We start from the raw sequence: 17,785 nt of genomic DNA on the forward strand, positions 1-17,785 counted from the left end.
GGCACGTGCTCCTCCGTCGCCACCCGCGCAGACCGCACTTCCTGCTGCTTCTACGCGCGTCCGGCTGTCGTCGTGCCGGACAGACCGGACCGGCACGCATCGTTCTCCGCCTGGCACGTCACTGCCTCGTACGCGCCCACGCCGACGTCGGCGAGGTTGCGCAGACTGTCCGTGCCGGGCAGGAAGTAGCCGCTGTGCCCCTGGGCGTCCCGGGCCGACAGCACCCGCGCCCCGAACTCCGAGGACACCGGGTCGGCGCCGTGACCGAGGCCGCCCAGCTCCAGGTACGGGACGTCCTGCACCCAGTCGCTGGCGTCCCGCATGGCCCACACCCGGGCCGTCGTGCCCAGGTGGGAGGCCTTGGTGACGCGCATGCCGGGGCTCGCGGCCACCGCTATGTCGGTGACCCGGCGGGGCATGCCGCGCGCGGCGACCCCGCAGACCACCGAGCCGTAGCTGTGACAGAACATCGACACCTGGATCCGGCCGGGCAGGGCGCGCAGCAGCGCGTTCAGCCGTATCGCCCCCTCCTGGGCGCGCAGTCCGGTGGCCGCGTCCACCCCGAGCCCGTCGGGCGAGGTGTAGTCGGCCCAGGCGATCACGGCCGTACGGGTCGAGGGGCTCGCCGTGCGCTCGGCCGCGTACAGGGCCTTGGCCATGCCGACCGGGGCGCTGTACTTGCGGTACGTCCGCTGGAAGGTGAGCAGGTCGGTGTCGACGCCGGGGACGACGACCGAGACCCGCTGTGCCGAGGTGAGGTCGCCGAACACCTCGGCGATCCGGCCCGAGCCCTCGGGGTCGAAGGCCAGGATCTGCCGGCCGGGGCTCAGCAGAGCCTCGTAGCGGTGCATCCGGCGGCCCGCGTCCTGCTGGCCCGCCGTGCTGAGCCGGCTGTCGTGCATCCGCTTCTTCTCGACCTTGCGGGCCTGCTCCAGCGCGATGCGGTTGGCCTTGTAGCGCAGGGCGGCGGGGGCGCCGTTCATGTTGCCGACCGCGAGCGGGTAGCGGTGGGCGAGGCGGCCCTGGTCGTGCGCGCTGATCGAGGCGAAGAAGCGGCTGAGGCGAGCGGGGGCGGCCTCGGGGTCCGGCAGGTGGTGGCCGTGGAGTCGGCCGTGCTCCCACTTGGTGAGCGAGGCCTGCAGTGCTGTCGAGCCCCGGTGGCTGCGCAGGGCGGTCCAGCCGGTGGTCGCCAGCATCACGAACACCACGGCCAGCGCAAGCAGTGCGCGCCAGACGTTGAATTGCGGGGAGGTATCGAAGGAAGTCACTGGGAGGACACACTAGGAGAACGAGCGGGTCTCGGGGTAACCGAGTGACAGGGATCACGTTTCGTTGATCTCAACCCCTCAGGTGGTGCGCCAGTTTCCCGTGAGCGCCGAACCCACCTGATCGAGGTATGTCGCGGTGAGCGCGCGGATCGACTCCAGGCTGAAGTCCTCGCTCGTGCACCACTGCCGTTCGGTGACCCTTATCACCCCACCGAAGACGGCCACCGCCAGCCGGGGCCGCGGATCGGTGTCCACGTCCACGCCCTCCCGCTCGGCCAGCACGCGCGCGATGGTCTCCTCCGTCGTCGCCGACCGGCGCAGATGGGCGGCGAGCAGCGCGGGTGTGGAGTCGATCGTCCGGTACATGCGCAGGTACAGCTCGACCGGGACGATCGACTCGACGGTCTCGCGGATCGCGTCCCAGCCCTCCAGGAACGCCTGCCGCAGGGCCTGCATGGGCGCCTCGTGCGGGGGACGCGCGCGCACGGCCGCGACGAAGGCCGTCTCGGTCATCGCCTGCACCGCGAAGGCCGCGTCCTCCTTGCCCGCGAAGTAGCGGAAGAAGGTGCGCTGCGAGACGTCGACGGCCTCGGCGATCTCGTCGATGGTCGTCTGCTCGTAGCCCTTGGTGGTGAACAGCTCGAAAGCGGCCCGCAGCAGCGCCTCCCGTGTGCGCCGCTTCTTGCGGTCACGCAGCGTCTCCATGGCCCCTCTCCTGTGAACGCCGGGCCAGGCCGGCCTGGGTCCCCGATGTCCTGTCAGTAACCGACTTGTGAATAGGTTTGTCAACTGTCAGTGGCTGTCACTAGCCTGAGAGTATGACTAGTCAGACCATCGATGCGACGGGGCCGGGGGACGAAGCACCGGCAGCCCCGTCCGGGCCGCAGCCGGCCGGGGGCCTGCGCGGCCATCCGTGGCTCACCCTCATCACCGTCGCCGTAGGGGTCATGATGGTGGCCCTGGACGGCACCATCGTGGCCATCGCCAACCCGGCGATCCGCGACGATCTGCACGCGTCCTTCGCCGACGTGCAGTGGGTCTCCAACGCCTACTTCCTCGCTCTCGCGGTCACCCTGATCACCGCGGGCAAGCTCGGTGACCGCTTCGGCCACCGGCAGACCTTCCTCATCGGCGTGACCGGCTTCGCCGCGGCCTCCGGTGCCATCGGTCTGTCCGGCAGCATCTCCGCGGTCGTCACCTTCCGTGTCTTCCAGGGCCTCTTCGGCGCGCTGCTGATGCCGGCCGCGCTCGGCGTCCTGCGGGCCACCTTCCCGGCCGAGAAGCTCAACATGGCCATCGGCGTGTGGGGCATGGTGATCGGCGCGTCCACGGCGGGCGGCCCGATCCTCGGCGGCGTCCTCGTCGAGCACGTCAACTGGCAGTCGGTGTTCTTCATCAACGTGCCGGTCGGTGTCATCGCGCTGCTCCTCGGCACGCTGATCCTGCTCGACCACCGGGCCGAGAACGCCCCGCGCTCCTTCGACATCCCCGGCATCGTCCTGCTGTCCGGCGCGATGTTCTGCCTGGTCTGGGCGCTCATCAAGGCCCCGACCTGGGGCTGGGGCGACACCAAGACATGGCTGTTCATCGCCGGGTCCGTCGTGCTCTTCGCCGTCTTCTCCTTCTGGGAGACGAGGGTCGCCGAACCGCTGATCCCGCTGGGCCTGTTCCGCTCGGTCGCCCTGTCGGCGGGTGTCGTCCTGATGGTCCTGATGGCCATCTCCTTCATGGGCGGCCTGTTCTTCGTCACGTTCTACCTGCAGAACGTCCACGGGATGAGCCCCGTCAAGGCCGGCGCGCACCTGCTGCCGCTCACCGGCATGATGATCGTCGGCTCGCCGCTCGCCGGCACCGCCATCACCAAGCTCGGCCCGCGCATCCCGCTCGCCTTCGGCATGGCCGTGACCGCGGTCGCGCTCTACGGCATGTCCACGCTGGAGGCCGACACCGGCAGCGGTGTGATGTCCGTCTGGTTCGCCCTGCTCGGCCTCGGCCTCGCGCCGGTCATGGTCGGCGCCACGGAGGTCATCGTCGGCAACGCCCCCCTGGAGCTGTCCGGTGTGGCGGGCGGCCTCCAGCAGGCGGCCATGCAGATCGGCAGCAGCCTCGGTACGGCGGTGCTGGGTGCCGTGATGGCGTCCAGGGTCGACAGCGAACTCCCGGGCAACTGGGCGGACGCGGGGCTGCCGAAGCTGACCCCCGAGCAGCTGGACCAGGCGTCCGAGGCGGTGCAGGTCGGCCAGGCGCCGGTGGCCAAGGGCATGCCGGAGCCGATCGTCGCGAAGATCACCACCGTCGCCCACGACACGTTCCTCTCCGGCATGGGCCTCGCCTCCCTGGTCGCGGCCGGCGTGGCCCTGGTCGCCGTGCTCGTCGCGCTGCTCACCAAGCGGGGCGCGAACGCGGAGGCGGGCGCGGGCGTGGGTCACGTCTGACCCCGCGATTCATGCCTTCTTCCGGCGGAGTTCGCCTATCAGGGTGACTCCGCTAAAGATTCCTCGCCCCCGGCACGCGCCGCAGGTCACAGTGGGTCAAGTCCTCCGCAGGGCATGGGGGGACCGCCGGGCCGCGGCGCGCGCTGCGGAGGGGGCAGCGCGCGCCGGCCTGCGGCGCGTTCGCCTGCGGCGCTTCGGCCGCTCTTCGGCTGCGGGTACGTGGGGGCTGGTCGCGCCCACGCGGCGGAGCCGCATATCGACGCAGCCCCGCGCCCCTTCGGGGTCAGCTCCGCTGTTTGTCCCGTTCCGTGGCCAACCGCTCCACCTCCGCCCGCAGCAGGCGGACCTCCTCCGTCAGAGAAGCGATCGCCTCCGTCTGTCGCCGTTCCTCCACGTCGTCCTTCTCGAACCGCGAGATGAACCACGCGGCGATGTTCGCCGTGACGACACCGAGCAACGCGATCCCCGACAGCATCAGCCCGACCGCGATCATCCGCCCGAGCCCGGTCGTCGGCGCGTGATCCCCGTACCCCACGGTCGTCATCGTCGTGAACGACCACCACACGGCGTCACCCAGCGTCCGGATGTTCCCGTGCGGCGACTCCCGCTCCACCGACAGCACCGCCAGCGAGCCGAACATCAGCAGACCGACCACGGCCCCGACGACATACGTGGTCAGCCGGATCTGCGGGGCCATCCGGGCCCGCCGGCCCACCAGCAACAGCGTCGACACCAGCCGCAGCAGCCGGAGCGGCTGCAGGATCGGCAGCACCACCGCGCACAGGTCCAGCCAGTGCCGCCGTACGAACTCCTTGCGCTGCGGGGCGAGGGTCAGCCGGACCAGGTAGTCGACGGCGAACGCCCCCCACACCAGCCACTCCACCGCCGTGCACGCGGCCGTCAGGGAGTGGCCGGCGGAATCGTCCACGATCGGCACCGCGTAGGCGACCGCGAAGGCCACCGCGAGAGCCAACAGCGGCCGCTGGGTGTGCCGCTCCCACCGCGTCTGCGCCGAGAGTTCCTTCATGCCCTGCATCGTAAAGAAACAGTAACGGCCCCGCGCCCCCGAAGGGGCGCGGGGCTGCGTCGACATGCGGCTCCGCCGCGTGGGCGCGACCAGCCCCCACCGGGCCCGCAGATCCTCACGACCTTTCTCGGTCGGTCGGCCGAAGCCCGGCGCAGCGGCTACGCGTCGCCGCCCGCCGCCCCCGGCTCCGCCGCCGAGACGTCCAGCAGCCGGTACCGGTCGATGGCCTGCTTCAGCGCGGACCGGTCGACCTTGCCCTCGCGCGCCAGCTCGGTCAGCACCGCGACCACGATCGACTGGGCGTCGATGTGGAAGAAGCGGCGCGCGGCACCCCGGGTGTCGGCGAAGCCGAAGCCGTCGGCGCCGAGCGACTGGTACGTGCCCGGCACCCAGCGCGCGATCTGGTCCGGAACCGATCGCATCCAGTCGGACACGGCCACGAACGGACCCTCCGCGCCGCTGAGCTTCCGCGTCACGTACGGCACCCGCTGCTCCTCCTCCGGGTGCAGCAGGTTGTGCTCCTCGCACGCCACGGCCTCGCGGCGCAGCTCGTTCCAGGAGGTCGCGGACCACACGTCCGCCTTGACGTTCCACTCCTCGGCGAGGATCTTCTGCGCCTCCAGCGCCCACGGGACCGCCACGCCCGACGCCATGATCTGCGCCGGGATCGAGCCGCTCGTGCCCTTGCCGATCCTGTGGACGCCCCTGACGATGCCCTCGACGTCCACGTCCGCCGGCTCGGCCGGGTGCTGGACGGGCTCGTTGTAGACGGTGAGGTAGTAGAAGACGTCCTCGCCGTGCGGGTGCTCGGCGTCACCGCCGTACATCCGGCGCAGGCCGTCCTGCACGATGTGCGCGATCTCGTAGCCGTACGCCGGGTCGTACGCCACGCACGCCGGGTTGGTGGACGCCAGCAGCTGCGAGTGGCCGTCGGCGTGCTGGAGACCCTCACCGGTCAGGGTCGTACGGCCGGCGGTCGCGCCCAGCACGAATCCGCGGGCCAGCTGGTCGGCCATCTGCCAGAACTGGTCACCCGTGCGCTGGAAACCGAACATCGAGTAGAAGACGTAGACCGGGATGAGCGGTTCGCCGTGGGTGGCGTACGCGGAACCCGCCGCGATCAGCGACGCCGTGCAGCCCGCCTCCGAGATGCCGTCGTGCAGCATCTGGCCCGTGGGCGACTCCTTGTACGCGAGCAGCAGATCGCGGTCCACCGCCTCGTACTGCTGGCCGAGCGGGTTGTAGATCTTCGCACTCGGGAAGAAGGAGTCCATGCCGAACGTGCGGTACTCGTCCGGCGCGATCAGTACGAACCGCTTGCCGATCTCCTTGTCCCGCATGAGGTCCTTGAGGAGGCGCACAAAGGCCATGGTCGTCGCGATGGACTGCTGGCCCGTGCCCTTCTTCACGGTCGCGTACGCCTTGTCGTCCGGCAGGGCGAGCGGTTCGGAGCGGACGACGCGGGTCGGGACGTAACCGCCGAGCCCCTTGCGGCGGTCGTGCATGTACTGGATCTCCTCCGAGTCCCGGCCCGGGTGGTAGTACGGCGGCGCGCCGGACTCCAGCTCCTTGTCGGAGATCGGCAGGTGCAGACGGTCCCGGAAGCGCTTGAGGTCGTCGACCGTCAGCTTCTTCATCTGGTGCGTGGCGTTGCGGCCCTCGAAGTTGGGGCCCAGCGTCCAGCCCTTGATCGTCTTGGCCAGGATCACGGTCGGCTGGCCCTTGTGCTCGACCGCCGCCTTGAACGCCGCGTAGATCTTGCGGTGGTCGTGACCGCCGCGGCCCAGGTGCAGGATCTGGTCGTCGGTCATGTTCTCGACCATCGCGCGCAGCCGGTGGTCGTCGCCGAAGAAGTGCTGCCGGATGTAGGCGCCGGACTCGGTGGCGTACGTCTGGAACTGCCCGTCCGGGGTCGTGTTCATCTTGTTGACGAGGATGCCGTCCCGGTCCTGCGCGAGCAGCGGGTCCCAGGTGCGGTCCCAGATCAGCTTGATCACGTTCCAGCCGGCGCCCCGGAAGACCGACTCCAGCTCCTGGATGATCTTGCCGTTGCCGCGCACCGGGCCGTCCAGCCGCTGCAGGTTGCAGTTGACCACGAAGGTCAGGTTGTCCAGGCCCTCGCGCGCGGCGATGGTCAGCTGGCCGAGCGACTCCACCTCGTCCATCTCGCCGTCGCCGAGGAACGCCCACACGTGCGACTTCGAGGTGTCGGCGATGCCGCGCGCCTGCATGTAGCGGTTCATCCGCGCCTGGTAGATCGCGCCGAGCGGGCCGAGGCCCATGGAGACCGTCGGGAACTCCCAGAAGTCCGGCATCGAGCGCGGGTGCGGGTAGCTGGACAGGCCGTTCGGGTGCTTCGACTTCTCCTGGCGGAAGCCGTCCAGCTGCTCCTCGGTGAGGCGGTCCAGCATGTACGCGCGCGCGTAGATGCCCGGGGAGGCGTGGCCCTGGAAGAAGACCTGGTCGCCGCCGTCGCCCTCGTCCTTGCCGCGGAAGAAGTGGTTGAAGCCCACGTCGTACAGCGAGGCGGAGGAGGCGAAGGTGGCGATGTGGCCGCCGACGCCGATGCCCGGGCGCTGGGCACGGGAGACCATCACGGCCGCGTTCCAGCGGGTCGCGTTGAGGATCCTGCGCTCGATCTCCTCGTTGCCGGGGAAGAACGGCTCGGCCCGGGTGGGGATCGTGTTGACGTAGTCCGTGCTGCGCATCTCGGGCACGGCCACGCGCCTCTCGCGGGCCCGCTCGATCAGGCGCAGCATGAGATAGCGGGCCCGCTCCCGGCCGCGCTCGTCGACGGCGGCGTCGAGGGAGTCGAGCCACTCCTGGGTCTCTTCGGGATCGAAGTCAGGAACCTGACTCGGAAGGCCGCCAATGATGATCGGGTTGCGATCGGATCCGGAAGGCACGCTGTTCCTTACCTGTCAGAGGGCCAGTTTCTGCACCTGCCTACACCGTTCCCCATCGTGTACCTCGGGACGGCGTACGTCATCTCCACCGGTCAAAACGCAACGATACGCCCGGGGTGTGACGCGCTTGGCAAAGTTGTTCGAGCTGCGTAAGCCCGGATGATTCCGAATCGCGCAAATCGGGCACATCGGTGTGGTGTGGGTCACCGGGAATCGGGATACGGTGCCAGGAGTTGCGGCGACACGGCCGGGATCGTCACCGTTTCGGCGGTCCCGACGGCCGGGTACTTGCGCGATCGGTCCCGCACGTGTGGACTACGCCCAAGCGCCACGCGCACGCGCGTGGCCGAAGTTGTTCCCGAAGATCATGATCAGGAGGCAGACCGTGAGCGCGACCGCGGACCACGCGGAGACGAGCCTGGCCGTCAGGCTGGGGTTCCAGCCCGACCAGGTGGTCCAGGAGCTCGGCTACGACGACGACGTGGACCAGGAACTCCGCGAGTCCATCGAGGGAACCATCGGCAACGAGCTGGTGGACGAGGACTACGACGACGTGGCCGACGTCGTGTTGCTGTGGTTCCGTGACGAGGACGGTGACCTGACGGATGCGCTGGTCGACGCCCTCAGCCTCCTCGAAGAGAACGGCCAGATCCTCCTCCTGACGCCGAAGACCGGCCGGGACGGGTACATCGAGCCCAGTGACATCAGCGACGCCGCACAGACGGCCGGCCTGTCGCAGACCAAGAGCGTCAGCGTCGGCAAGGACTGGAACGGCAGCAGGCTGCTGACGCCGAAGGCCTCGAAGCGGTGACCGCCTCCCGCAGGTGAGCGACGCGGGGGCGGCGGGCCCCTCCGGGTGACCGCCGCCCCCGCGGCCGTAGGCTGTTCTCCTCCGAACAGCCCACCGAAGGGATGCACGACGATGGCGATCCAGGTCGGCGACAAAGCGCCCGACTTCGAGCTGAAGGACAACCACGGCCGGAGCGTGAAGCTCTCGGACTTCCACGGCGAGAAGAACGTGGTCCTGCTCTTCTACCCCTTCGCCTTCACCGGTGTCTGCACCGGCGAGCTGTGCGAGCTGCGCGACAACCTGCCGAAGTTCTCGGACCGCGACACCCAGCTGCTCGCCGTCTCCAACGACTCCATCCACACCCTGCGCGTCTTCGCCGAGCAGGAGAGCCTGGAGTACCCGCTGCTCAGCGACTTCTGGCCGCACGGCAACGTGTCGCGCGCCTACGGCGTCTTCGACGAGGACAAGGGCTGCGCCGTCCGCGGCACCTTCATCATCGACAAGGAGGGCGTCGTGCGGTGGACCGTGGTCAACGGCCTGCCGGACGCCCGTGACCTCGGCGAGTACGTGAAGGCGCTCGACACCCTGTGAGCCGGCCGCGGGCCGACACCTGTGATTCTTCGGCTCCAGGGTCTGCGGGGGGCGGGAACCCGTCACTAGGATCGGCACGTTGATCCCATATCCGAAGCACGACGGGGCTCCCCGCCCCTGAACACCACATGGAGGACCCGTGGGAGTCAGCCTCAGCAAGGGCGGCAACGTATCGCTGACGAAGGAGGCCCCGGGCCTGACCGCCGTCATCGTCGGCCTGGGGTGGGACGTGCGCACCACGACCGGCACGGACTTCGACCTCGACGCCAGCGCGCTGCTGCTGAACAACGCCGGCAAGGTCATCAGCGACCAGCACTTCGTCTTCTTCAACAACCTGAAGAGCCCCGACGGCTCCGTGGAGCACACCGGTGACAACCTCACCGGTGAGGGCGAGGGCGACGACGAGCAGATCAAGGTCGACCTGGCCGGTGTCCCGGCCGACGTCGACAAGATCGTGTTCCCGGTGTCGATCTACGACGCCGAGAACCGCCAGCAGTCCTTCGGCCAGGTCCGCAACGCCTTCATCCGCGTCGTGAACCAGGCCGGCGGGCAGGAGATCGCTCGCTACGACCTGAGCGAGGACGCCTCCACCGAGACGGCCATGGTCTTCGGCGAGCTGTACCGGCACGGCGCGGAGTGGAAGTTCCGCGCCATCGGCCAGGGCTACGCCTCGGGCCTGCGCGGCATCGCGCAGGACTTCGGCGTCAACGTCTGACACGGAACAGCCCTTGAGTCCGGCGCCGCACCGTTTACGGGCGGCGCCGGACGCGCAGGACAACCAGGGAAGCACCACCAGGGGAGGACCAGCATCATGGGCGTCACGCTCGCCAAGGGAGGCAACGTCTCCCTCTCCAAGGCCGCACCGAACCTCACCAACGTCATGATCGGGCTCGGCTGGGACGCGCGCTCCACCACCGGCGCCCCCTTCGACCTGGACGCCAGCGCGCTGCTGTGCGGCGCCGGGAACCGGGTGCTGGGCGACGAGTGGTTCGTGTTCTACAACCAGCTGACGAGCCCCGACGGCTCCGTGGAGCACACCGGCGACAACCTCACCGGTGAGGGCGAGGGCGACGACGAGTCGATCCTGGTGGACCTCGCCAAGGTCCCCCCGCAGTGCGAGAAGATCATCTTCCCCGTCTCGATCCACATGGCGGACGAGCGCGGCCAGACCTTCGGCCAGGTCTCCAACGCCTTCATCCGCGTCGTGAACCAGGCCGACGGCCAGGAACTGGCCCGGTACGACCTCAGCGAGGACGCCTCCACCGAGACCGCGATGATCTTCGGCGAGCTGTACCGCTATCAGGGCGAGTGGAAGTTCCGTGCAGTGGGTCAGGGGTACGCGTCGGGGCTCCGGGGCATCGCTCTAGACTTCGGAGTCAATGTTTCGTAAAGCCGCGTACGGCGCGGGGGAGACCCGTACACAGATGATGGGGTAGCCAGTGCTTCTCAAAACCTTCGGCTGGTCGTTCGCGGTCACCGCGCTCGGTCTGGTCGCGGCGGCGTTCTACGGGGGGTGGACCGCCTTCGGACTCGTGGCGATCCTGGCCGTCCTCGAGATCTCGCTGTCCTTCGACAACGCGGTGGTCAACGCCGGAATCCTGAAGAAGATGAACGCCTTCTGGCAGAAGATCTTCCTCACCGTCGGCGTCCTCATCGCCGTCTTCGGCATGCGGCTGGTCTTCCCCGTCGTCATCGTCGCGATCAGCGCCAAGCTGGGCCCGATCGAGGCTGTCGACCTCGCGCTCAACAACAAGGACCGCTACCAGGAGCTGGTCACCGACGCCCACCCGGCGATCGCCGCCTTCGGTGGCATGTTCCTGCTGATGATCTTCCTCGACTTCATCTTCGAGGACCGGGACATCCAGTGGCTGCGCTGGATCGAGCGGCCCCTGGCCAAGCTCGGCAAGGTCGACATGCTGTCGGTCTGCATCGCCCTGATCGCCCTGCTGATCACGTCCTTCACCTTCGCCACCCACGCCCACCAGCACGGCGGCGCCCATGCGGACAAGGCCCAGACGGTCCTGATCGCCGGCATCGCCGGCCTGATCACCTACATGGTCGTCGGCGGCCTCTCCGGCTACTTCGAGGACAAGCTGGAGGAAGAGGAGGAGCGCGAGCACGAGGAGGAGGAAGAGGCCGCCCGCACCGGCAGGCAGAAGCCCGCGATCGTCCTGGCCGGCCAGGCCGCGTTCTTCATGTTCCTCTACCTGGAGGTCCTGGACGCGTCCTTCTCCTTCGACGGTGTGATCGGCGCCTTCGCCATCACCAACGACATCGTCCTGATGGCCCTCGGCCTCGGCATCGGCGCGATGTACGTCCGGTCGCTCACGGTCTACCTGGTCCGCCAGGGCACCCTCGACGAGTACGTCTACCTGGAGCACGGCGCCCACTACGCCATCGGCGCCCTCGCCGTGATCCTCATGATCACCATCCAGTACGAGATCAACGAGGTCATCACCGGTCTGGTCGGTGTCGTCCTGATCGCCTGGTCCTTCTTCTCCTCCGTCCGCCGCAACCGCGCGCTGGCCGCGGAGGGCGAGGGCACCGGCGAGAAGGCCGAGGTCTCCTCCGGGGTGTGACACCCCGGCCGGGGAGGAACGCTCTGAGCGGGGCGGCCGACGCGGTCGGCCGCCCCTTCGGTGTCACAACGGGTACCTGGGGGCGGGAATGGGTTTCTTCGACGGACTGCTGGGCGGGCGCGCCGCCGACTTCGACTCGGGCAACGCGTCGACCAACGCCATCGAACTGACCAGGCGGCACCAGACGGTGTCCCTCACCAAGCAGGAAGCGGCCACCGGCCACCTGCGCATCAATCTCTCCTGGCGGATGCGGACCTCCGACTTCGACGGAACCCAGCGCACCAGCCTGTTCCGGCACCCCTTCAAGGCACTGAAACCACCCGAGGTCCTCGGCCACGGCCAGAGCATGGTCAACGTCGACCTCGACCTCGGCTGCCTGTACGAGCTGACGGACGGCACCAAGGGGGTCGTACAGCCGCTGGGCGGCTACCTCGGTGACACCAACGCACCGCCGTACATCAAACTCAGCGGCGACGACCGGTTCGGCTCCGCGTCCGGCGAGACGATGTACGTCAATCTCGACCACCGGGACGCCCTCAAGCGGCTGCTGGTCTTCGTCTACATCTACGACCAGACCCCCGCCTTCGACCGTACGCACGCCGTCGTCACCCTCTACCCCAGCAACGGCCCCCGCATCGAGATAGGCCTGGACGAACGCCATCCCCAGGCCCGCTCCTGCGCCGTCGTCATGATCGAGAACGTCAAGGGCGAACTGACGGTCCGCCGCGAGGTGAAGTTCGTCTACGGCTTCCAGGGCGAACTGGACCGCCTGTACGGCTGGGGCCTGCAGTGGGGCAGGGGTTTCAAGACGAAGGCGGACAGGTAGCCCCCTTGGGCGGACTACCGCCCGATGAACTGCGGCCCCTGCGGCGGCAGCCGGAAGTAACCGTCCCCCGCCACAGCCGGCGGCACCGGCTGCGGATAGCCGTACGCGGGCTGCTGCTGAGGCACCGCGGACGTCGGCTGCTCCGGAGGCAGCGGCTGGGACGACGTCGGCTCGGCCGCCGCCTCCGACTCGTCCACCGAGATGCCGAAGTCCGTGGCGAGCCCCTTCAGCCCGTTCGAGTAGCCCTCGCCCAGCGCCCGGAACTTCCAGCCCTCCCCGCGCCGGTACAGCTCACCGCAGATCAGCGCCGTCTCCGCACCGGTCTCCGGCTTGATCTCGAACCGGGCCAGCGGCTCCCCGTCGGCGACCGCCGCGTCGAACAGCAGGATGCACAGCGCCGGCACCTGGTCGAAGGCCACCCCGTCCGCGGAGGCCACCAGCAGGATCCGGCCGACGGCGGGCTCCACACCGGAGAGGTCCGTCTGGATCGTGTCCGTCAGTCCGTCCGCGAGCCGCTTCTTGCCGAGCCGCCACACCTTCCCGGAGGGGTGCCGGGGCTGGTTGTAGAAGACGAAGTCCTCGTCGGAGCGCACACGGCCGTCGGGACCCAGCAACAGCGCCGACACGTCCACGTCCGGAACCTCCGGCCCGGGCGTCCAGCGCAGCACGGCGCGCACCGTGGTGGCCTCCAGCGGGACGTTCGACCCCTTCAGCATCGCGTGCGTCATGCGGTCATCCTGCCTGCTCGGTCCTGGTCACGACAATGCGGGGTGCCGCGCCGCCGACATGGGCGAGTTACCGGAAATTCATGCCCGCCGGGAACCCCCGACATGGATCCCTACGTACTATTACCGGCCACCCTTTACCGAACCCACAGGCATGGCACGCACCCTGAGGGAGTCCTATGCGTCATTTCGGGCACATTGCCCCGGAGGTGCGGCAGCGCCTCTTCCATCGGGAGCCGGCCGCGTTCACCGCCGACTCGCCGGCCCGGCTGCTCTCCGCGGCCCTGGGCGCCACGCTGTACAGCCCGGCCACCCGTCCGCGGCTCGCCGACGACATCGTCAAACAGGCCGGCAACGGCGTGGTCTCGATGGTGCTGTGCCTGGAGGACTCGATCGACGACGCGGACGTCGTCGCGGGCGAGGAGAACCTCGTCCGGCAGCTGACCGACCTCGCCGCCCGGCCCGGGGCCGAGCCGCCCCTGCTGTTCATCCGGGTGCGCGCCCCCGAGCAGATCCCGGACCTGGTCGGCCGCCTCGGCCCGGCCGTGCGCCTGCTGTCCGGGTTCGTGCTGCCCAAGTTCACCGAGGAACGCGGCATCCCCTTCCTGGAGGCCCTGACCGCGGCCGAGAACGCCGGCGGCCGGCGGCTCTTCGCCATGCCCGTCCTGGAGTCCCCCGAGCTGCTCTACCGCGAGTCGCGGGTGGACACCCTGGAGGGCATCGCCCGCGCGGTCGGCAAGTACCGCGACCGGGTCCTGGCCCTCCGCCTCGGCGTGACCGACTTCTGCTCCTCCTACGGCCTGCGCCGCGCCCCCGACATGACGGCGTACGACGTCCAGATCGTCGCCTCCGTGATCGCCGACGTCGTGAACATGCTCGGCCGCGCCGACGGCACCGGCTTCACCGTCACCGGCCCGGTCTGGGAGTACTTCCGCGTTTCCGAACGCATGTTCAAGCCGCAGCTCCGGCAGAGCCCGTTCCTCCAGGTCCAGGCCGTCGAGCTGCGCGAGAAGCTCATCGAACACGCCATGGACGGACTGCTCCGGGAGATCTCCCTGGACCAAGCCAACGGTCTGCTCGGCAAGACCTGCATCCACCCCTCCCATGTGCTCCCGGTGCACGCACTCTCCGTGGTCAGCCACGAGGAGTTCAGCGACGCCCAGGACATACTGCGGCCGGAACGCGGCGGCGGGGGTGTACTGCGGTCGGCCTACACGAACAAGATGAACGAGGTGAAGCCGCACCGCGCCTGGGCCGAGCGGACCCTGCTCCGCGCCGAGGCGTTCGGCGTCGCCCATGAGGACGTCGGCTTCGTGGAACTGCTCGCCGCCGGCATACCTGGCTGAACCTTTCGCCCCCTCTCCAAGGAACGCATGAACAACGCAGTGAACGACGGAGTCTGGTCCGGCAGCTGGGTCGCCGAGCGACTCGGGGTCGGACTCGTGGGCGACGACGGGCTGCCGGCCCTGCTCGGGCTCGCGCTGCGGCGCAACCCCAAGCGGGCCCACCTGCTGGTCTCGAACGTCCTCGGCAAGCACGTACCCCAGTCGCCGGCCGTGGTGTACGGCCACGGGCTCCGCCTGGGCCGCGAGGTCGCCGCGCTGCTCGGAGCACAGGGGGGCGCTGCCGTAGTCCTCGGCTACGCGGAGACCGCGACCGGGCTGGGACACGCTGTCGCCGACGGGCTCGGTACGGCGCCGTATCTGCACTCCACGCGCCGTGCGGTTCCCGGGGTCGCCCTGGCGGGCGGCTTCGAGGAGTCGCACTCCCACGCCACGTCGCACTCGCTGCTTCCCGAGGACCCCGGTCTGCTGGCCGGGGACGGGCCGCTGGTGCTGGTGGACGACGAGTTCTCCACCGGCAACACCGTGCTCAACACCATCCGCGATCTGCATGCGCGGTATCCGCGGGAGCGGTATGTGGTGGTGGCGCTGGTCGACATGCGGTCGGCCGAGGACTCCGGCCGGCTGGAGCGGTTCGCGGCGGAGATCGGGGCGCGGGTGGACCTCGTCGCCGCCGCGTCCGGGACCGTACGGCTGCCGGAGGGGGTGCTGGAGAAGGGGCAGGAGCTGGTGGCGCGGTACGAGGCCGCCGGGTGCGGACCGAGCGGGGTCGCCCACGCCCACGCGGCGCAGCCGCACAAGGTCGACCTGCACTGGCCCCCCGACCTTCCCGACGGTGGCCGCCACGGCTTCACCCCCGCCCACCGCGCCCGGCTGGAAGCCGCCCTGCCCGCCATGGCCGGCCGCCTGCGCGACGCCCTGCCCGCCGGCGCCCGGCGTGTCCTCGTCCTCGGCTTCGAAGAGCTGATGTACGCCCCGCTGCGGCTCGCCCATGAGCTGGAGCGGGTCACGGACGCCGAGGTGCGGTTCTCCACCACCACCCGGTCGCCCGTGCTCGCGGTGGACGACCCGGGTTACGCGATCCGCACCCGCCTGGTCTTCCCCGCGCACGACGACCCGGCCGACGGGCCGGGCGAGCGGTACGCCTACAACGTCGCCGGTGCCGGCTTCGACGCCGTCGTCGCCGTGGTCGACTCCGTCGCCGACACCCCCGCCCTGCACGCGCCCGACGGGCTGCTGGCCCGCCTCGCCGAGCACACCCCGCACGTCCTGCTCGCGGTCGTACCGTCGTACGTCCCGCACGCTCCCGAAAGGCCGGCCATGCTGCCCGAGCCCCTCCGCGGCCCCGCATTCTCCTCGTACGCGCCGGAGGAGGTCGGCTGGCTGCTCCAGGACCTCTCCGCCGTCGCCCTGGAGGCGCCGACCGAGGAGCGGGAGGAGGCCGTCCAGAGCGGCGGCGCGCACTACGCCGAGTCGCTGCCGGTGGAGTACCAGCCCAGCGAGCAGTACCAGGAGCTGTTCCACGCGGCCCTCGACGCCTCGGCCGCCCGGATCGCCCAGGCCGTCGGTGTCGTGACCGAGACTGTCATCACCGAGCGGTCGCCCCGCCCGGTGCTGGTCTCCCTCGCCCGCGCGGGCACCCCGGTCGGCATCCTCATGCGCCGCTGGGCCCAGTACCGGCACGGACTGGACCTCCCGCACTACGCCGTGTCGATCGTGCGCGGCCGGGGCATCGACGCCAACGCGCTGCGCTGGCTCGCCGACCGTCACGACCCCCGGGACGTCGTCTTCGTCGACGGCTGGACCGGCAAGGGCGCCATCACCCGCGAACTCGCCCAGGCCGTCGAGGAGTTCGAGAAGGCGGAGGGTGTCACCGGCTTCGACCCGGAGATCGCCGTCCTCGCCGACCCCGGCTCCTGCGTGCGCACCTACGGCACCCGCGAGGACTTCCTCATCCCCTCGGCCTGCCTCAACTCGACCGTCTCCGGCCTGGTGTCGCGCACGGTCCTGCGCGCGGACCTGGTCGGCCCGCACGACTTCCACGGCGCCAAGTTCTACCGCGAACTCGCCGGCGCCGATCTCTCCGTGGCCTTCCTCGACGCCGTCTCCGCCCGCTTCCCCGAGGTCGCCGACGCCGTCGACGGCGCGGTCAAGGAGCTGCTGGCCGCCGAGCGCACCCCGACCTGGGCGGGCTGGCGGGCGGTCGAGCGGATCAGCGAGGAGTACGGCATCCACGACGTGAACCTCGTCAAGCCCGGCGTCGGCGAGACCACCCGGGTGCTGCTGCGCCGGGTGCCGTGGAAGATCCTGGCGCGGGCGGGGGCCGGCGCCGACCTGGACCATGTACGGCTGCTCGCCGAGCAGCGCGGGGTGCCGGTGGAGGAGGTCGGCGAGCTGCCGTACACCTGCGTCGGCCTGATCCATCCCAAGTACACGCGGGGCGCCACCGGCGCCGACGGCAAGGCGGTGACCCTCTGATGCCGGTGCTGGTGGCGAGCGACCTCGACCGTACGCTGATCTACTCCTCGGCGGCCCTGGCGCTGACCATGCCGGACGTGCGGGCGCCCCGGCTGCTGTGCGTGGAGGTGCACGAGGCCAAGCCGCTCTCCTACCTGACGGAGACCGCGGCCCAGCTGCTGACCGACCTCGGCGACACGGCCGTCTTCGTGCCGACGACGACCCGGACGCGCAAGCAGTACCAGCGCATCAACCTGCCCGGGCCGCCGCCGAAGTACGCGATCTGCGCCAACGGCGGCCATCTGCTGGTCGACGGGGTCACCGACGCCGACTGGCACGCGAGCGTGCAGGCGCGGCTCGCCGAGGAGTGCGCGCCGCTGGCGGAGATCCGCGAGCACCTGCTGCGCTCCGCCGACCCGGTGTGGGTGCGCAAGCACCGGGTCGCCGAGGACCTGTTCGCCTACCTCGTGGTGGAGCGCGAGCTGCTGCCCGACGACTGGGTGAAGGAGCTGGCGGTGTGGGCGGAGAACCGGGGCTGGACGGTGTCCCTGCAGGGCCGCAAGATCTACGCCGTCCCCAAGCCGCTCACCAAGAGCGCGGCCGTCCGCGAGGTCGCCCGCCGTACCGGCGCGGAGCTGACGCTGGCCGCGGGGGACTCCCTGCTCGACGCCGACCTGCTGCTGGCCGCCGACAGGGGCTGGCGCCCGGCCCACGGCGAACTGGCCGACACGGACTGGACCGCCCCGGAGATCACCGCCCTGCCGGAACGGGGGGTGCTGGCGGGGGAGCGGATCCTACGGGAGTTCCTGAGAACGGTACGACAGCCGACCTAGGGGCG

General features: G+C 70.1%; 15 protein-coding genes. 10 read left to right on the plus strand and 5 right to left on the minus strand.

Annotation, left to right across the window (positions count from 1 at the left end; translation table 11 throughout):
• Positions 1 to 50 precede the first annotated feature (50 nt).
• Both ABZ937_RS37005 and ABZ937_RS37010 read right to left on the minus strand, forming a co-directional pair.
• On the minus strand, positions 51 to 1,268 hold the full coding sequence (locus ABZ937_RS37005; RefSeq protein WP_361698709.1) for an alpha/beta hydrolase: 1,218 nt from the start codon (positions 1,266 to 1,268) through the stop codon (positions 51 to 53).
• A 78-nt stretch (positions 1,269 to 1,346) separates the two neighbouring features.
• Positions 1,347 to 1,973 carry a TetR family transcriptional regulator gene (locus ABZ937_RS37010; protein ID WP_361698711.1) on the minus strand — a complete coding sequence of 209 codons (627 nt, stop codon included), beginning with the start codon at positions 1,971 to 1,973 and terminating at the stop codon, positions 1,347 to 1,349.
• Between the two features lie 113 nt (positions 1,974 to 2,086).
• Here ABZ937_RS37010 and ABZ937_RS37015 point away from each other — a divergent pair, with 113 nt between their 5' ends.
• Positions 2,087 to 3,703 carry an MFS transporter gene (locus ABZ937_RS37015; protein WP_361698713.1) on the plus strand — a complete coding sequence of 539 codons (1,617 nt, stop codon included), beginning with the start codon at positions 2,087 to 2,089 and terminating at the stop codon, positions 3,701 to 3,703.
• Positions 3,704 to 3,986: 283 nt separating this feature from the next.
• Here ABZ937_RS37015 and ABZ937_RS37020 read toward each other — a convergent pair whose 3' ends face one another.
• Together ABZ937_RS37020 and aceE are read right to left on the minus strand one after the other, a co-directional pair.
• The gene (locus ABZ937_RS37020; RefSeq protein WP_361698715.1) at positions 3,987 to 4,730 is read right to left on the minus strand and encodes a potassium channel family protein; all 744 of its coding nucleotides are present in this window, start codon (positions 4,728 to 4,730) and stop codon (positions 3,987 to 3,989) included.
• A 158-nt stretch (positions 4,731 to 4,888) separates the two neighbouring features.
• The gene (gene aceE, locus ABZ937_RS37025; RefSeq protein WP_361698717.1) at positions 4,889 to 7,636 is read right to left on the minus strand and encodes a pyruvate dehydrogenase (acetyl-transferring), homodimeric type; all 2,748 of its coding nucleotides are present in this window, start codon (positions 7,634 to 7,636) and stop codon (positions 4,889 to 4,891) included.
• A 385-nt stretch (positions 7,637 to 8,021) separates the two neighbouring features.
• Between aceE and ABZ937_RS37030 the strand changes: the two genes are divergently transcribed.
• The 6 genes from ABZ937_RS37030 (at position 8,022) to ABZ937_RS37055 (ending at position 12,422) form a co-directional block, all read left to right on the plus strand.
• Complete coding sequence (locus tag ABZ937_RS37030) at positions 8,022 to 8,447, plus strand: DUF3052 domain-containing protein (RefSeq protein ID WP_361698719.1); 426 nt, start codon at positions 8,022 to 8,024, stop codon at positions 8,445 to 8,447.
• A gap of 111 nt (positions 8,448 to 8,558) precedes the next feature.
• On the plus strand, positions 8,559 to 9,017 hold the full coding sequence (locus tag ABZ937_RS37035; RefSeq protein WP_361698721.1) for a peroxiredoxin: 459 nt from the start codon (positions 8,559 to 8,561) through the stop codon (positions 9,015 to 9,017).
• Between the two features lie 139 nt (positions 9,018 to 9,156).
• The gene (locus tag ABZ937_RS37040; protein WP_361698723.1) at positions 9,157 to 9,732 is read left to right on the plus strand and encodes a TerD family protein; all 576 of its coding nucleotides are present in this window, start codon (positions 9,157 to 9,159) and stop codon (positions 9,730 to 9,732) included.
• A 96-nt stretch (positions 9,733 to 9,828) separates the two neighbouring features.
• A complete protein-coding gene (locus ABZ937_RS37045) occupies positions 9,829 to 10,407 on the plus strand; it encodes a TerD family protein (protein ID WP_030649440.1) in 579 nt (192 codons plus the stop codon).
• 49 nt (positions 10,408 to 10,456) lie between these two features.
• Positions 10,457 to 11,596 (plus strand): DUF475 domain-containing protein, encoded by a 1,140-nt coding sequence (locus ABZ937_RS37050; RefSeq protein WP_361698725.1) that lies wholly within the window; start codon positions 10,457 to 10,459, stop codon positions 11,594 to 11,596.
• A gap of 88 nt (positions 11,597 to 11,684) precedes the next feature.
• Positions 11,685 to 12,422: a Tellurium resistance gene (locus ABZ937_RS37055; RefSeq protein WP_361698727.1), complete on the plus strand. Its 738-nt coding sequence runs from the start codon at positions 11,685 to 11,687 to the stop codon at positions 12,420 to 12,422.
• Positions 12,423 to 12,436: 14 nt separating this feature from the next.
• On the opposite strand, the gene ABZ937_RS37060 is transcribed toward ABZ937_RS37055, so the two are convergent.
• Positions 12,437 to 13,150: a TerD family protein gene (locus tag ABZ937_RS37060; protein ID WP_361698729.1), complete on the minus strand. Its 714-nt coding sequence runs from the start codon at positions 13,148 to 13,150 to the stop codon at positions 12,437 to 12,439.
• Between the two features lie 176 nt (positions 13,151 to 13,326).
• Between ABZ937_RS37060 and ABZ937_RS37065 the strand changes: the two genes are divergently transcribed.
• The 3 genes from ABZ937_RS37065 to ABZ937_RS37075 are packed head-to-tail and all read left to right on the plus strand — an operon-like array spanning position 13,327 to position 17,780.
• Entirely contained in the window at positions 13,327 to 14,493 is a 1,167-nt protein-coding gene (locus tag ABZ937_RS37065; RefSeq protein ID WP_361698731.1) for an HpcH/HpaI aldolase/citrate lyase family protein, read from the plus strand.
• 27 nt (positions 14,494 to 14,520) lie between these two features.
• Entirely contained in the window at positions 14,521 to 16,968 is a 2,448-nt protein-coding gene (locus tag ABZ937_RS37070; protein WP_361698733.1) for a phosphoribosyltransferase, read from the plus strand.
• Positions 16,968 to 17,780 carry an HAD family hydrolase gene (locus ABZ937_RS37075; protein WP_361698735.1) on the plus strand — a complete coding sequence of 271 codons (813 nt, stop codon included), beginning with the start codon at positions 16,968 to 16,970 and terminating at the stop codon, positions 17,778 to 17,780. Before ABZ937_RS37070 ends, ABZ937_RS37075 begins: the two co-directional genes overlap by 1 nt.
• Positions 17,781 to 17,785 lie beyond the last annotated feature (5 nt).

Origin of the sequence: Streptomyces sp. NPDC046727, assembly GCF_040645635.1 — a bacterium.
Classification (GTDB): Bacteria; Actinomycetota; Actinomycetes; order Streptomycetales; family Streptomycetaceae; genus Streptomyces.

Coding starts and splice junctions, on each gene's coding strand:
- ABZ937_RS37010 (WP_361698711.1), bottom strand. CDS start 1,973: ATGGAGACGCTGCGTGACCGCAAGAAGCGGCGCACACGGGAGGCGCTG.
- ABZ937_RS37015 (WP_361698713.1), top strand. CDS start 2,087: ATGACTAGTCAGACCATCGATGCGACGGGGCCGGGGGACGAAGCACCG.
- ABZ937_RS37020 (WP_361698715.1), bottom strand. CDS start 4,730: ATGAAGGAACTCTCGGCGCAGACGCGGTGGGAGCGGCACACCCAGCGG.
- ABZ937_RS37035 (WP_361698721.1), top strand. CDS start 8,559: ATGGCGATCCAGGTCGGCGACAAAGCGCCCGACTTCGAGCTGAAGGAC.
- ABZ937_RS37045 (WP_030649440.1), top strand. CDS start 9,829: ATGGGCGTCACGCTCGCCAAGGGAGGCAACGTCTCCCTCTCCAAGGCC.
- ABZ937_RS37055 (WP_361698727.1), top strand. CDS start 11,685: ATGGGTTTCTTCGACGGACTGCTGGGCGGGCGCGCCGCCGACTTCGAC.
- ABZ937_RS37060 (WP_361698729.1), bottom strand. CDS start 13,150: ATGACGCACGCGATGCTGAAGGGGTCGAACGTCCCGCTGGAGGCCACC.
- ABZ937_RS37065 (WP_361698731.1), top strand. CDS start 13,327: ATGCGTCATTTCGGGCACATTGCCCCGGAGGTGCGGCAGCGCCTCTTC.
- ABZ937_RS37070 (WP_361698733.1), top strand. CDS start 14,521: ATGAACAACGCAGTGAACGACGGAGTCTGGTCCGGCAGCTGGGTCGCC.
- ABZ937_RS37075 (WP_361698735.1), top strand. CDS start 16,968: ATGCCGGTGCTGGTGGCGAGCGACCTCGACCGTACGCTGATCTACTCC.